This is a genomic window from Ferruginibacter sp. (assembly GCF_014377975.1).
GTDB lineage: Bacteria > Bacteroidota > Bacteroidia > Chitinophagales > Chitinophagaceae > Ferruginibacter.
The window spans coordinates 1-14,219 of sequence record NZ_JACMOO010000319.1 but is presented as its reverse complement, the minus strand read 5'-3'; the positions used below and the strand labels follow the sequence as shown (position 1 = coordinate 14,219).

The window sequence follows — 14,219 nt, the reverse complement described above, 5'->3', positions numbered from 1 at the left end:
ACGATGATGCCACAAAGAAGTAATGCTGGTATCAAAAATAATTAACTCAACCAGTTTAAGCAATAAAATAATTGAGAATAAAAATGGCGATAATACCCACGATAGAAACAATACTTTCCATGAGGCTCCAGGTACGGATGGTATCCTTAAACGACAGGTTAAAATATTCTTTAAACAACCAGAACCCGCCATCGTTTACGTGTGAAAACATGAGGCTTCCGGCACCCGTGGCCAATACCATTAAACTGGGGTTTACCCCCGTAGTTGCAATCAATGGCGCCACAATACCTGCGGTTGTTAAACCCGCTACCGTTGCAGACCCCAGGCAAACCCGGATGATGGCTGCAATACTCCAGGCAGCCAGCAAGGGATGAATATTCATGCCTTGTAAACCGGCTGCAATCTGGTTGCTGATGCCGGTATCTGTTAATATCTGTTTCAACCCGCCTGCACCACCGATGATAAATAAAATCATGGCAATATCTTTTATTGCCTCTGCCAGCGGCATCATTACTTCCTGCATTTTTTTACCTCTTTGAATACCCAAACTGTAAATAGCATACAACAAAGTAACCGTCATGGCAATAACAGGATCGCCCAGAGCCATAATAATTTTGGTGAAATTATTTTCAGTATGCACCGTAAGTTTTACGATGGTACTTGTAGCAATTAAAATAACCGGTAAAAAAGCCGTAAACATGCTGGTAAACAATCCGGGCAGTTCTTCATCGGGTATATCTTTTCCGGCAAAGGTTGCCAGTGGCTGGCACTTTATTTTTTTAAGGGTGGTTGCAAACAACGGGCCCGCAATAACAATAGCTGGCACCGCCACTATAAAACCGTACAACAATGTAAGGCCAAGGTCGGCATGATATTGTGTAACCAACGCGGTAGGTGAAGGATGCGGTGGTAAATAACCATGTGTAACGGATAAGGCAGCCAGCATGGGAATACCGATATATACCGCGGAGATATTGTATCTTTTTGCCAGTGTAATAATGAGCGGAACCATCAGCACAAAACCAACATTATAAAACAACGGAATGCCCACCACAAATGCGGTTAGTACAAGTGCCCACATAATATATTTTTTACCAAAGGCCTGCATCAGACTTGTGGCAATTTTTTGTGCTGCGCCGCTATCGGCCACCAGCTTGCCCAGCATAGCCCCTAAGCCGAGTATAATAATAATAGAACCCAGCAAATCGCCAATGCCCTTTTGCAGCGAACCGGTAATAGCAGTAATGTTCATCCCATTGAACAGGCCAATTAAAATAGCCACAATAATAAAAGCAAGAAACGCATTGAGCCTTGCCCAGGTAATTAATACAACAAGCAACGCAATGCCAAGCAACAGGATAAGTAAAGACATAATTTTTTTTTGCTGATAAATAAAGATAGGAAAAAAGGCTGCCGCATTTTGCGATTAAATAAATGTAGTTGGTAAGCAAAAAATAGACAAGCCTTATGGTATTGTATTTTTTAGACAGTACAAACCGGGCAAAATAAACTTTCACCATAATATCCGTTTCGTCGCAACATTTTACCTGCTTATCTCTTTTACAAAATTTAACATTACGGCAGAAGTAGTTTTGCAAATAAATAAATAATTGTTATGAAAAAGATTCTTCTCCTCCTCGCAGTAATCATCTATACCGGCAGCGCTATGGCTCAAATGCCGGGCGGTATGCCGGGTGGAATGGGTGGCAACGGAACGGGGCCTGGAAACATTGGACATTTGTACGGTAAACTTACGGATGCTGATGGCAAACCTGTAAGCGATGCATCGGTAATGCTGTTGCGTAAAAAAACAGACAGTGTTACAAAAAAAATAAAAGAGGTATTGGTGAAAGCGATGATTACCAAAGCCAATGGCGATTTTAGTTTTGATGAACTTCCGGTAAAGGGCAATTTACAATTAAAAATAAGCAGCAGTGGCTATAAAGCTGCTGAGCAAACCGTTTCATTTATGCCAAAGATGGAACCCGGCGCAGCCAAACCTGCAGCAGGTGCAATGCCTTCTTTTGATAAAGACCTGGGCAATATAAAACTAACCACCGATAGCAAACAATTACAGGATGTTACCATTACCTCGGTAGCACCTCCGATAAGATTATCTGCTGATAAAAAAATATTTAATGTTGAAAAAAATATTATGAGTGCAGGTGGAACCGGTTTGGATGTAATGCGCAATGTACCTTCTGTAAATGTTGATATTGACGGCAACGTAACCCTTCGCAATGCTGCTCCGCAGATACTGGTAGATGGCAGGCCCACTACACTTACCCTAGACCAGATACCTGCTGATGCAATTGAAAGTGTGGAAGTAATTACAAACCCATCTGCCAAATACGATGCATCTGGTGGTGGCGCAGGTATTTTAAACATCGTTTTAAAGAAAAATAAAAAAACCGGCTACAATGGCAATGTAAGGGCAGGTGTAGATAAACGCGGTGCGGTTAATGGCGGTGGGGATTTTAGTTTCAGACAAAACAAATTTAACTTTACTGCAGCTGTAAATGTAAACCAGAATAAAGGACGTACCACCGGTACTACAGAACGTTTAAATTTATTGGATACACCGCAGACTTCTGTAAATCAAAGCAATTATAACAGAACAACCGGCGGCTTTTTATTTGGCAAATTTGGGCTTGATTATTTTGTTACCAACAGAACCACCCTTTCATTAACAGGCATCAGGGTGCATGGCCAGTTTAATCCGCATGAAAACATTGATATTAGTACCGACAGTTTATTTAACAGCGGAAAAATAAGTACTTCCAGCAACCGCGTAACAGCTGGCTCCCGTGAGTTCAACGGGCAGGGACTGGTGTTTGGTTTGAAACATATTTTTCCCAAGGAAGGAGAAGAAATTACGGTGGATGCCAATTTGTTTAGCGGCCGAAATAAAAACAACTCTTTGTATACCACCAATTTTCTTTCAAAAAGCGGTACGGTTACCAATACCGAACTGCAGAAAGCAATTGGAAGTGGGAGCGATAAAAACTTTGTAATACAGACGGATTATGTACTGCCTTTTAGTAAGATAACAAAGCTGGAAGCGGGCGTTAGAGCGGCTATCCGCAGCAGGATAAATGCTAACAACAACTACATTTACAATGGCAATGAGTACCAGCTGATCCCTTCTGCTGTAAGCAATTACCAAAACAGCGACAATGTGTACGCCGCTTATACAACACTGAGCAGCAGCATTAAAAACTTTAGCTACAAAGTAGGGTTGCGTGCAGAACATTCTGACTATACCGGCACCCTTACCAACACGGGCGAAAAATTCAAAAATAGTTATCCCGTTAGTTTGTTTCCTTCCGTATTTTTAAGTCAGCAATTGAGCAATAAACAACAGTTACAATTGAGTTACAGCCGCCGTATCAACCGGCCTAACTTTTTTCAACTGATACCTTTTACAGACTATACGGATAAATTAAATATCACCAAAGGCAATCCCAACCTGGTTCCTGAGTTTACACAATCACTGGAACTGTCTTATCTTAAAACGTTTAAAGGCAATAACAGCTTTCTTGCATCGGTATACTATAAACACACCGTTAATTTAATTACCCGTTATCTTACGCAGGAAGTTGATCCGGTATCTGGCACCAACCAACTGATCAACACTTACATCAATGCCAACTCAAGTTATTCAACGGGTGCAGAAGCAACAGCCCAGAATTACTTAACCAAATGGTGGGATATCAGTACCAATGTAAACGTGTACAACTCCAAAGTAAATACCTCCAATGTAACCGCTGCATCGCAGGGCGCTTTGTGGAGTATGTTTGGTAAATTCAACAGTAATTTTAAGTTGCCAAAAAATTATGCCATACAGTTAACAACAACGTACCAGTCAAAAACCAACCTTCCGGTAAATACCAACGGGGGCGGTGGTCCGCCGTGGATGCAGAGCCAGAGTTCCTCGCAGGGATATATTCTGCCTTCATGGGGTATGGATCTTGCTTTTAAAAAGAGCTTCCTGAAAAATAATGCTGCAGCCATTACTTTAAGCATCAGTGATATTTTTAAAACCCGTGTCAGCAACCAGTACAGCAGCAGCGAGTATTTTACCCAAACCTATAACCGTTTGCGTGATCCGCAAATGGTGAGGCTAAACTTTAGCTACCGTTTTGGAAAAATAGATGCTTCTTTATTTAAACGTAAAAGTAACAAGGGTGAAATGAATGCAACTGAAGGTGTTCAATAATTAATTCCTGAAAATATTAGTGAACAGTTATACCAGCGATGGTATAACTGTTTTTAGTTGCAGCAAGAATGGGTTGATGTTATACAACTGGTATGGACTTTGCCTGTTCTATTTTCAACTATAAACAAATGGAAGTATGGCAACGATAGCAATTATTTCTTCGAGTATACGCACGGGAAGAAAAAGCCACCGGGTGGCATTGTATTTTAAAAAATACATAGAAGAGCGGCAACTGGCTTCGGTAAACATCCTGGATTTGAATGAATACAAATTCCCGGTTTTTGAAGAGCGATTAAAATTTCAGGTTAGTCCGGATAATAAAGTTCTTGAATTTACAAAACTGATTACCGACGCAGACGGGGTAATTATTGTAACACCTGAATACAATGGCGGTTATCCTGCCAGTTTAAAAAATGTAATTGACCTCTTGTATAATGAATGGCACCGTAAACCGGTGGCAATTTCAACAGTATCTGATGGTGTCTTTGGAGGTACCCAGGTAATAACATCACTGCAATTTACTTTATGGAAAATACGGGCCTGGACTGTTCCTGCCATGTTTCCTGTACCTGCTGTTGATAAAACATTTGATGAAAACGGAATTGCAGCGGATAAAGAATCTACGGATAAAAAAGCTGATGCATTTGTGGATGAACTTATGTGGTGCATTGAGGCAAAAAATAAAATGAATACAAATTCATAATAAATTTTTATCTCCCGTTACCTGCTTCAACGTTAAAAACGCTGGTAAAGGCTAAATTTTTTAAATATTTATTCCAATTAATAATTCCTTACTGTCACCTGATTCAATTGTCCTACTTTTAAATAAAAGAAATCTCACAAATGATCCGTTAAGGGACTAAAAAAAATACATCTGGTATTTATTAAAAATTACCGGAGGCATTCATTAGCAGATTATCAGACTTTATACACCCGTTTAAAAGGATAGCAGAAAAAGGAATAATTTTAAATAATTAAATAAAAATGGCGCTGTGAAGCATCTCTCCCATTATAGGTCCAAACATTTCCGAACAAACTATTTATGGAATCATTGTTAGATAAACATAAATATTTATGAGAGATACAAAATCAAACCTGTTGCTGATAGTTTCATTTATGCTGTTATCGCTGTCGTTGGTTTTACTTTCTATCTGGGGTTATCAGTTTATTAACAGCAGTCAAAAAGAAAATAGTACGGCGAATAAAAGGATGCAGTCAACTACTGTTAATTCTGGCTGCACTCCTGATTCCATGCTCAAAATATACACAAGTACCATCAAAAATCTGGATGCCAGAATTGATTCTGTAAAGGTTTCTACCGATTCGCTGACAGGAAATGCAGATAAGCAATTGAATGAGATCAATACAATTAAAAGTGAGGTTGATTCTTTTATAAAAATTAAAAACAGCAAATATACTTTTACAACTGAAAGTAAAAAAATTCAGGAACTGCAATCAAAAATTGTACAACTTCAAAACCAGAATATAGATATCGAAAAAGAAAATAAGCGGCTCAAAGCGGCGCTGCAATATGCAGATCAGGAAAAAGGTGTGCAAAATCAACATGTAAATAGTTTATCCGGCACTACAAAACCTCCTGTAATAAAAACTACCCTAAACCAGGCTTATGTTGTAAAGGATATTTTAATAACGGCATTGCATATAAAAGATAATAAAGAACTGGAAACTTTTAAGGCAGCTGAAACGGAAAAACTAAGCGGCTCATTTATTATTAAAAGCAGCATCATCCGCAAAAATGTAAATATCTTCATTTCGGTATTGCGTCCAAACGAAAAAGCAGGAGAAAATTCTGCGTGGAACGTTGGCTCGTTTTATACACCGGAGGGCTTAAAATTTTATACAAATAAAATACCTGTCAGTTTAGATAAAGACGAAGAAAAGCAACTGCATTTTTCTTTGATCGGGGCTAATTTTAAAAAAGGAGTTTACACTGTCTTAATCTACTCGAATGGATTAATAATTGGCAAAACAGTAAAGAGTCTTTCCTGATATCAGTGATGTTAACAGATTTTACAAAACTGACACTTTGTTTAAACTATTGCTCAGAAAACCTGTTAAGAATTTCCATTGCCTTTCCAGCCTCGGTACTGTTTACAAATATATGATCATGATAGTAAGCTGCCACAACATTACAGCTTATTCCTGCACAAGAAAGAGCGTTTGAAAACGCCGCGGTTAATCCTACAGTAGCTAATGAAGAATGAACTGTCAACGTAATCCACGAAGAGATAAAAGAGTAACTGAGTTTTAAATTATCTGCCTTATCTTTTTTCAGAATAACCGTGTAACCTTCTGCTTCTTTAAATAACAGTATCGTATCATTTATATTTATTTCGGCCAAATCTTTCAGGGTACAAAAAACAAATTGTCCCGGATTGTGTATGGGTTTCAATGATTTTAAAAGCTGGTTCAGATCTTGCTCTCCTGTCATAGTGATTGGAATTTATCGTATTAATTTTTACTTATTTTATTACACAGATTTATAAGAATTACGCGGATTTGTGACCTGTAAAATATTACCTGGATATACTTTAATTAATTTTATTTTTACCTGCAAGCTTAAATTTATTGCTTGTAAAAATTATCCTTCTCCATATTATCCATCGGGTTATTCTCAATTACAATAGCAATTTTTCGGACAAATTAAATTTTCCGACTATTATTTAAACCCCCAGGGTCATATTCCTATCGGCGCTTACTGCAGTAGAAGTATAAAACTTTTTCTCCTGTACATCAGATCTTTTTAACCCAATACATCGCTTCTTCCTGGGCTATTATCGCACCAATACTTTTTTATTAAAGGAAGCTTTTCTGCTATCCCGTAGCGATTTTTTTTGCGAGCAATCCACTTTCTGTACATACCATCAAAACATATTTACTTACGTTGCAAACTGCTTGTAATACACAAATTTTTATTTTGCTATTTTGTTTTTAAATTCACTTTGGCAAAACTATTTTTTACAAACTGAGCTCAAAAAAAAGTTATACTGGCAGCTTTCTCAAGCCCCTGCGTACAGAATAATTTCCATGCCGCAGCAAATGCTGTACCTGTTCTTGGGTCGGTATCGGCCACCAAATAATCTTCTTCAGCAACCGCATCCGGGTTTATGCGCCTGCCAATTGATACCGGTGAAATGTGAATGTCTTTCTGAGTAAATGATTGTATTGTTTGAATAATGTCTGGCAGGCTTTCAAGGTTTTCCAGGATGGTACGTGTATCGCTGGCATGTGCCTGTGGCATCAAACTAAAGCTAACAAAATTATGCGGTAAACTGCCAGGCGGGTTGCGGTTTAACGCAGCAAAATAAGCATCTGTACCATATCCCACTTTAATAAAAGGCCAGGCGGCTTTTATTAAAGTATATCCTTTCTGCATCAGTTCAGGCGGAGTAACTACCTGTTTTCTATCTAATAAAAGTACTGCATAAATATATTGGGTACTGGATTTAATTTGCTGTAAAAATAATTGAAGTTGCTCATCATATTTATTTTCAAAAAACAGAATCAGTTCAAGTTTTGTATTTAGTTTTATGGCATCAGTTACTGCGTTCTGCAATTGTTGCTGCCAGTAATTTTTATACAAATATATTTCTACCCGGTAATGATGAAACCTGTTTTCTTTAAAAAATTTTACCTGCTCATCTGTTAACATTGTTTGCCCGTCCGGCATGCAATAGCCCATTTTGGAAGATGCTGCTTTGCCAGCCAGTATTTTTTTCTGCTGTAGTTTTTCTGCAGGTTGATTTATATTACCGGTAACAGTCAGCACAATTCTTTGTTCCATCGTTTCGCCCGCTTTTACCAGGGCAGGAAAAGGTAAATACAGCGGTGTTGAATACGTTTTAAACGAACTGTCACTCCAGTTACGCTGGTCTTCGGTTTCAAAAATATCTCCGCTAAAGCGTATCCGTGCATATAATGTTGTTGCAGGCTGCCATTGCATTTGCTGTATTTCTTTAAACGGCTGATGAGGGGCTATTAATTCAGGAAAAACTGCTGTATGCCTGTCGCCGGCAGGCTTTACAATTTGCAATTCTTTCCCTTTGTTTTCTATTAACGGATGCAATACACATAAGCCAATCCGGTTTTTTTTAAAATCACTCAGCGCCAATCCTTTCATAATAACACTGATGGAGCTGTCTGCTTTTCCTTCAATTATAAATTTTGCGGTATATTTTATTTCAGCTGTGTTATACAAAGCGGTATAACTTATGCAAAAATTGTCTTCTTCCGCTTCAATTATTTCTTCTGTAATTTCCGGAGCAATTGTTTCCCAATTTTCATTTCTTACAGCACCGTATATCATGCGCACAATTTCAGTGTCGCCACATTTTATATAACGGAGGTTGCCTGCTTCGTAGATGCAGTTAAGATGGCCTGCCTTTACAATTTTATATGGAAGCAAGGCAACATCGATGGGAATATCAAAGCTATTTTCAATCATTTTTACAGCGGTATTTTAGTAAATGTATCCACTTTATTTTTTCAATTTCAGTTGCTCCTGGAATGCGGCTTCTTGCCGGGCAATAATTTTATAATTTCGGCAAAGCCAGGCCCGTTAAAAATCTTATCGTGTGCTAATATGCGTTTGGTTCTGGACAATTATTTGCAGCAGTATCCAGCACCGGTGCCCAGCCGCTTCCCCGCCCTGTCAATATTGGGGTAAATTCTTTGCTGCTAATATTGTCAAATTCAAGCAATGACAGTGCATAACCTTCGTTATAATTACAACTACTCAGGCAATTTTTACGCACTAAGAAACTGTCTAAAAATTGAATTTTCATTTGCCATTTTAAGGTTGTTGTGTCCACAACAGGCCAACCCCGTGGCCTATTGTGTCCACAACGGCTGCTTCTTAAAGGTATTCAACCGCCGTGGCTGGTGTCCCCACCGGCTACTTCTTAAAGGTATTCCAAAAATAATTTTTAGACAGCTTCAAATTTTTTTAAATATTTATCAGTGTAGTTTTACTTTCAGTACCACATCATGCGCCGTAATAAACAATACATTTTTTGTGTCATCAAAACAACAATTGGAAACCCTCCGCACATATACTTTTATCAGTCCCAATATCTTTCCCGCCGGAGAAATAATATTGATACCATCCGGACCTGCACTAAAAATATTGCCGTACTTATCCAATTTAAATCCATCTGCACCTTGCTTTACGGTTGCCTTTATTTTCATCTCAGTTCCGTCCAGCAACACACCCCCGTTTTTAATATTTCCGTTTTCATCCAGGTTGTAGGCGAACCATTTGGGATGCTTATCATCGCTGCTGGCCACGTATAAAATTGTTTCATCCAGCGACAAGGCAATGCCATTGGGGTTGGGTATTGAGTCAATCAACAGGCTTGTTTTACCTGCTGCGTTTATTTTATATACGCCTTCAAACTTTAATTCCCTTGTGGGGTCAGCCGCACCTTTTGGCAACCCATAAATAGGATCCGTAAAATAAATATTGTTCTTATTGTCTGTAACCAAATCGTTTGGACTGTTAAATTTTTTACCATTGTAATTGGCTGAAAGTACGGTAAACAGGGGTTTAGGCGAATCAATCGGCGTATTTAATCTAACCACCTGCCGGTTGCCCGACTGGCATAAAAGCAATCTTCCCTCTTTATCCAATGCAAGGCCATTGGCGCCATCTTCGCCTCCATCCCGTTTTACAGTACCGGTATAACCCGAAGGTGTTAAATACAGTTTTGATGTATCCCCTTGCTGCCATTGAAATATTTTATTTTCCGGAACATCAGTAAAGAGCAGCATCTTTTTGGCGGCGATCCAAACAGGTCCTTCACTCCAGGTATAATTTCTGCCAATTATTTCAAAGGCTGCATTGCTGTCTATTAATCTTGCCGCACTGCTATCGTACAATTCGATTTTACCGGCTGCACTATCTGCTGGTACGGCAGCCTGAGCTATTTTTTCTTTACCGGCATTATTATTATTACAACTGTAACAAGTGATGAGGCAGCTGAATACGATAAACGAAAATGTACTTTTCATAATGGCATCTTTAGATTGGTAAATTTATTGATATTGATTTAAAATAAAAATCTGGCCGTTTATCAATGCGGCATCTGCATTCTGCATGGTGCATCGTTTCTTTAAATCCAGTGCTGCCAATGCTTCCAGGTACAAATTAGATAATACACCTGATGAAACAACCGTAATCGAAATATTATTTTTTTGCTGTAAATCTTCTAATTCCCCGCCAATCAAAAGCCCGCTTAAATAATGATAATTCTGTTGTTTATTTAAAATATCAAACAACTGGCTGGTGCGCACATGAAAAATACTGTTCAGTAAATTATTACCAACAGCTTCCTGAACACCTTTTATAAATGAATCGATGTTGCTTGCTGCTGCTTCGCCTGGTTTCACTGATGCTGCTAAAATACTCTTGCTGCTCAGCAGGTTAAACACCTCTCCTGTCATGTAAGTTTTAATATCCTTTAGCATGCCATTTTTAACTGTCAGGTGCTTTGAATGGGTTCCCGGGAAAATAAAGATTTGTTCTTCCTCCAAATCTTTTATACCACAACCACACAGTATTGTTTCCTCACCCCGCATTACATCATTTGCAGAACGCACACCTGAAATAAGAATTATCTTATGCGGGAACATATCCGTTGCGGATATAAAATGAGATTCAAGTTCTGCTTTGTTAATATGGAATGGAATGGCTTTGTAGGGCAGCTCCAACATGCCGACAGTTGAAGAGGCCATACCGGAAATAACAATTGTTAAACCAGCGGTTGTGTATCCAATTTGTTTTTCTACTATTTTAATTTGTTGCAGAATAACATTACTATAAAATGCAATTCTATCGGCAGATATCTGTTCTTTCCACAAAGCATGGGTAGCTGAAATGCCCTGTGCAGTGCTGGTTTCAGCCAATACCTTTTTTGTAGCTGCGTCTATTATCCTTAAACGAAAAGTACTGGTACCCCAATCGCAACTGATAAATTTTTTCATTGAATTTATTTATTCTGCCTGCTGATGAATCAGAATTATTTATACAACAGTTTATTTCCATCGTACAATATAAACTGCAACAATCCGTACAATACAATCCTGATAAAATAAGGCTTAACCATTTAAAGCAGTAATTAATTTTTCAGCTCTATCTTTCAGGGCTGCTAAATAATTTTCGTCTACAATAGTTTTACTGTTTACAAGGGCACCACCTATGCCAAAAGCTACAGCACCGGCTACCGCAAATGCCTTTATATTTCCTGCGTCAACACCGCCTGTGGGCATTACGCGTATATGACTTAGTGGCGCCAGTATATTTTTAATATAGGCAGCATCCGGGGCCGGAAAAACTTTTACAATGTCTGCCCCGTTGTTATGGGCAGTTAAAATTTCAGTAGCAGTATAAGCACCTGGAATACTTACCAGTCCTGCATCTTTAGTAATCTTAATCACGCCAATATCCAATGATGGTGATATTAAAAAAGCAGCTCCGGCATCAATGGCATTGGCTGCATCACTTGTGTTCAATACTGTGCCTGCGCCTATCAGCAACCTGTATTTAAAAGTGTGGCTTAACTGTTCGATTAATGACAATGCGTCTTCCGAGCTAAGCGTTATTTCCAGAATCCGAATGCCCCCATCATACAAAGCACTTGCGATGCGCATGATTTCTTTTGGTGGCATGCCGCGAAGAATGGCCACAATTTTATGATCCAGTATTTGCGATAATATTTTCATGTGCGTGTACTATTTATACCAACCAAAGCGCAAATAATTTGCGGTACATCAAATATATACATTGTCAAATTTTAATTCATTCTTTTGTGAAAATACTGCCGTAAATGTCAGGTGTAACTGTTCAGCATTAACAGCAACCACATCTGCGATACAAAAACTACGTTTTCACAATATCGCATTTTAAAGATATTTATAACAGGTGGGCTATAGAGGAAAGATACCTGTAGATGGTGTGCCTTTACATTTTATCAAAAGGCAACTTTTTTCATCCTAAGTCTTCGTCCGGTTCTTTAAATAGTATTCTTCTTCACAGCCAGACGCTAATGCCGTGGCCACTTATAACCAGGCAGGGCTGCAGATATGCCGCTACCAGGAAAAGAGGATTACCGGCCCGGTTAAAATAATTTCACAAAGCAATAAGTTATTAAAACAGTGTATCAGTATACCTATTTCAAAAGAGGCTGAAATACATTCCTATAATATTGGAATTAATTACAAAGCACAAGCCAATATAAAAAGCCATTGAACAATCCTGTACGGTGAATTATCTCTTTAAAAATGCTTTTATAAAATATACCCGGGTGCGTTTTTACGAAGTAAATTAAAAACCATACAGCAGGCATAAAAATAGTATACAAGGTATCTTATACTGGCAAAGCCCTTTGAATCGAACACAAAAAACATTTCTATCCCTTACAGAAGATGGCATAAAAAAGGCGGTCGCTTTCAAAAAACAGTTCTTGAGCTTTAATGAAACACTCATTATAAACGGTGTGATTATTTCGAATAACTTAGCGTACAATCAAATTTTGTTTCGCCTAAACCCAATTCCTGTGCAGCCGAATTGCTGATGCGGATAAGCAATCCGCCGTTTTGTTTTATATCAGGTATTACATCCAGCACTTTTGCATAAATGGTTTTACCGGTGCTGATACAGGTTACTTTTATAATAGTGCCGGGTGCGGCTGTGTTATGCAAACAATAATACCTTCCATCCTGCCAGCCACTATTACTTTTAAATACAGCACCACTGCCAGTTTCATTTACCGCTTTGGGTTTTAACTGTTTGTCGAAAGTAGCTTTAAAAGTACCCCCACTAAAATTTTTTGAGGCGGTGGTTGTTGCTACAGACTGTGCAACCGGTGCTACTTCTTTTACAACTGCAGGAAGATCTTTTTTAACCTGCACTGCTGCTTGTTCCCTTACAACGGCCTTTTCTTTTTTAACAGGTTCTGCTGTCGTTATAACAGCCGCTGGTTCTTGTTTGGCAGCAACTGGCTGTGCATTGGTTATATCAGCAGGCTTTGTTTTTGCCATTGCTGCCAGCGACGATAATGTTGGCTTTACTTTTAAATATCCCACAATTAAATGTGTTCCACCTGGTACTGCATCGCCTTTAATATTATTCCAATGTTTTAAAGTTTCCAATGGCAGTTTATTATAATTTACAGCAATGCGGTACAAGCCTTCCTTATCCTGAACAATATGATGAACAGGTACTAAAACCTCGTCTGGTGCTGCATTACCGGCTTGTAAAAAATTCATTGTGGTAAGCGGTACCTTTATAACCTGGTTCAGACTAAGACCATTCTCCAATAGCAGTTTATTAAATGGCGCAATTTCTTTAGGGCTGATATTGTACATTCTGCCAATACTGTAATAATTTTCTTTTGCCAGTACCGTGTGTGTTATGTATAAATTAGGAGCAATTCCCTCTGCATTCAGGGATGTATTTTGTGCCAGCAATACTATGGGCAGGCAAAATAATAATATTAATAAAAGCTTCATCTGATATAAAATTTTTCGTTGCAAAGATGGGAAAATAAGTTGGTTAGTGGCACTATTAAACAGGCAGAATTTTAGTTTAACAAAGCCATTCATTTATTTAAAATCCGCCAGTCTTTAGGATAATAATTATTAATGCGGTTGGGTAAAATTTTTACCCAGCCCAACGGCAACTGCTGCCTGGTTAGCAATACCCAGCCTTTTAAGGAGGTGTGTGTTTTTATTTCCTGCCTTCGCAGGTATTGTAAAGCGGTCTCTTTATCCACTTCAATAGAGGGTATGGTATTGCTGATGATGTTGCTCAAAGCCAGTTCATGATCCGGAATTAATTCGTTGCGGATGATACTGCCAGCTTTAACACCAGCTTTTTTTATGTACAAAGCATGTTGAATGGTTGCCAGATCATTTTCAAGATGTACGGGCAGCGCAATCACTTCTTCATTTTGTTTGATAAAGAAAAAATTATCCGCATCTT

At 38.5% G+C, this 14,219-nt stretch carries 11 protein-coding genes and 1 pseudogene; 3 read left to right on the top strand and 9 right to left on the bottom strand.

The genetic code is table 11. From position 1 onward, the window contains the following. Positions 1 to 55: 55 nt before the first annotated feature. On the bottom strand, positions 56 to 1,372 hold the full coding sequence (locus tag H7254_RS15990; RefSeq protein WP_301933919.1) for a gluconate:H+ symporter: 1,317 nt from the start codon (positions 1,370 to 1,372) through the stop codon (positions 56 to 58). Positions 1,373 to 1,615: 243 nt separating this feature from the next. Here H7254_RS15990 and H7254_RS15985 point away from each other — a divergent pair, with 243 nt between their 5' ends. The 3 genes from H7254_RS15985 (at position 1,616) to H7254_RS15975 (ending at position 6,229) form a co-directional block, all read left to right on the top strand. Then, positions 1,616 to 4,219, top strand: a complete 2,604-nt coding sequence (locus H7254_RS15985; protein ID WP_301933918.1) for a TonB-dependent receptor — start codon at positions 1,616 to 1,618, stop codon at positions 4,217 to 4,219. A 136-nt stretch (positions 4,220 to 4,355) separates the two neighbouring features. After that, the gene (locus tag H7254_RS15980) at positions 4,356 to 4,922 is read left to right on the top strand and encodes an NADPH-dependent FMN reductase (RefSeq protein ID WP_301933917.1); all 567 of its coding nucleotides are present in this window, start codon (positions 4,356 to 4,358) and stop codon (positions 4,920 to 4,922) included. Between the two features lie 371 nt (positions 4,923 to 5,293). Beyond that, the gene (locus tag H7254_RS15975) at positions 5,294 to 6,229 is read left to right on the top strand and encodes a hypothetical protein (RefSeq protein WP_301933916.1); all 936 of its coding nucleotides are present in this window, start codon (positions 5,294 to 5,296) and stop codon (positions 6,227 to 6,229) included. Between the two features lie 46 nt (positions 6,230 to 6,275). Here the strand turns inward: H7254_RS15975 and H7254_RS15970 are convergent, their stop codons facing one another. From H7254_RS15970 to H7254_RS15935, 8 genes and pseudogenes are all read right to left on the bottom strand, one after another. After that, positions 6,276 to 6,671 carry an ACT domain-containing protein gene (locus tag H7254_RS15970; protein ID WP_301933915.1) on the bottom strand — a complete coding sequence of 132 codons (396 nt, stop codon included), beginning with the start codon at positions 6,669 to 6,671 and terminating at the stop codon, positions 6,276 to 6,278. A 540-nt stretch (positions 6,672 to 7,211) separates the two neighbouring features. Further along, positions 7,212 to 8,684 (bottom strand): hypothetical protein, encoded by a 1,473-nt coding sequence (locus H7254_RS15965; RefSeq protein ID WP_301933914.1) that lies wholly within the window; start codon positions 8,682 to 8,684, stop codon positions 7,212 to 7,214. Positions 8,685 to 8,817: 133 nt separating this feature from the next. Continuing rightward, entirely contained in the window at positions 8,818 to 9,024 is a 207-nt protein-coding gene (locus tag H7254_RS15960) for a hypothetical protein (protein WP_301933913.1), read from the bottom strand. A gap of 172 nt (positions 9,025 to 9,196) precedes the next feature. After that, positions 9,197 to 10,249: an SMP-30/gluconolactonase/LRE family protein gene (locus H7254_RS15955; RefSeq protein ID WP_301933912.1), complete on the bottom strand. Its 1,053-nt coding sequence runs from the start codon at positions 10,247 to 10,249 to the stop codon at positions 9,197 to 9,199. 24 nt (positions 10,250 to 10,273) lie between these two features. After that, positions 10,274 to 11,221 (bottom strand): 2-dehydro-3-deoxygalactonokinase, encoded by a 948-nt coding sequence (locus tag H7254_RS15950; protein ID WP_301933911.1) that lies wholly within the window; start codon positions 11,219 to 11,221, stop codon positions 10,274 to 10,276. Positions 11,222 to 11,335: 114 nt separating this feature from the next. After that, on the bottom strand, positions 11,336 to 11,959 hold the full coding sequence (locus tag H7254_RS15945) for a bifunctional 4-hydroxy-2-oxoglutarate aldolase/2-dehydro-3-deoxy-phosphogluconate aldolase (RefSeq protein ID WP_301933910.1): 624 nt from the start codon (positions 11,957 to 11,959) through the stop codon (positions 11,336 to 11,338). Positions 11,960 to 12,736: 777 nt separating this feature from the next. Beyond that, a complete protein-coding gene (locus H7254_RS15940; RefSeq protein ID WP_301933909.1) occupies positions 12,737 to 13,747 on the bottom strand; it encodes a LysM peptidoglycan-binding domain-containing protein in 1,011 nt (336 codons plus the stop codon). Positions 13,748 to 13,836: 89 nt separating this feature from the next. Then, positions 13,837 to 14,219, bottom strand: a pseudogene (locus tag H7254_RS15935) (RNA methyltransferase); the annotation flags it as partial.

Excerpts from the sequence above, each read along its gene's own strand:
- H7254_RS15985 (WP_301933918.1), top strand. The coding sequence starts at position 1,616 with ATGAAAAAGATTCTTCTCCTCCTCGCAGTAATCATCTATACCGGCAGC.
- H7254_RS15990 (WP_301933919.1), bottom strand. The coding sequence starts at position 1,372 with ATGTCTTTACTTATCCTGTTGCTTGGCATTGCGTTGCTTGTTGTATTA.
- H7254_RS15965 (WP_301933914.1), bottom strand. The coding sequence starts at position 8,684 with ATGATTGAAAATAGCTTTGATATTCCCATCGATGTTGCCTTGCTTCCA.
- H7254_RS15940 (WP_301933909.1), bottom strand. The coding sequence starts at position 13,747 with ATGAAGCTTTTATTAATATTATTATTTTGCCTGCCCATAGTATTGCTG.
- H7254_RS15955 (WP_301933912.1), bottom strand. The coding sequence starts at position 10,249 with ATGAAAAGTACATTTTCGTTTATCGTATTCAGCTGCCTCATCACTTGT.
- H7254_RS15970 (WP_301933915.1), bottom strand. The coding sequence starts at position 6,671 with ATGACAGGAGAGCAAGATCTGAACCAGCTTTTAAAATCATTGAAACCC.
- H7254_RS15950 (WP_301933911.1), bottom strand. The coding sequence starts at position 11,221 with ATGAAAAAATTTATCAGTTGCGATTGGGGTACCAGTACTTTTCGTTTA.
- H7254_RS15980 (WP_301933917.1), top strand. The coding sequence starts at position 4,356 with ATGGCAACGATAGCAATTATTTCTTCGAGTATACGCACGGGAAGAAAA.
- H7254_RS15945 (WP_301933910.1), bottom strand. The coding sequence starts at position 11,959 with ATGAAAATATTATCGCAAATACTGGATCATAAAATTGTGGCCATTCTT.
- H7254_RS15975 (WP_301933916.1), top strand. The coding sequence starts at position 5,294 with ATGAGAGATACAAAATCAAACCTGTTGCTGATAGTTTCATTTATGCTG.
- H7254_RS15960 (WP_301933913.1), bottom strand. The coding sequence starts at position 9,024 with ATGAAAATTCAATTTTTAGACAGTTTCTTAGTGCGTAAAAATTGCCTG.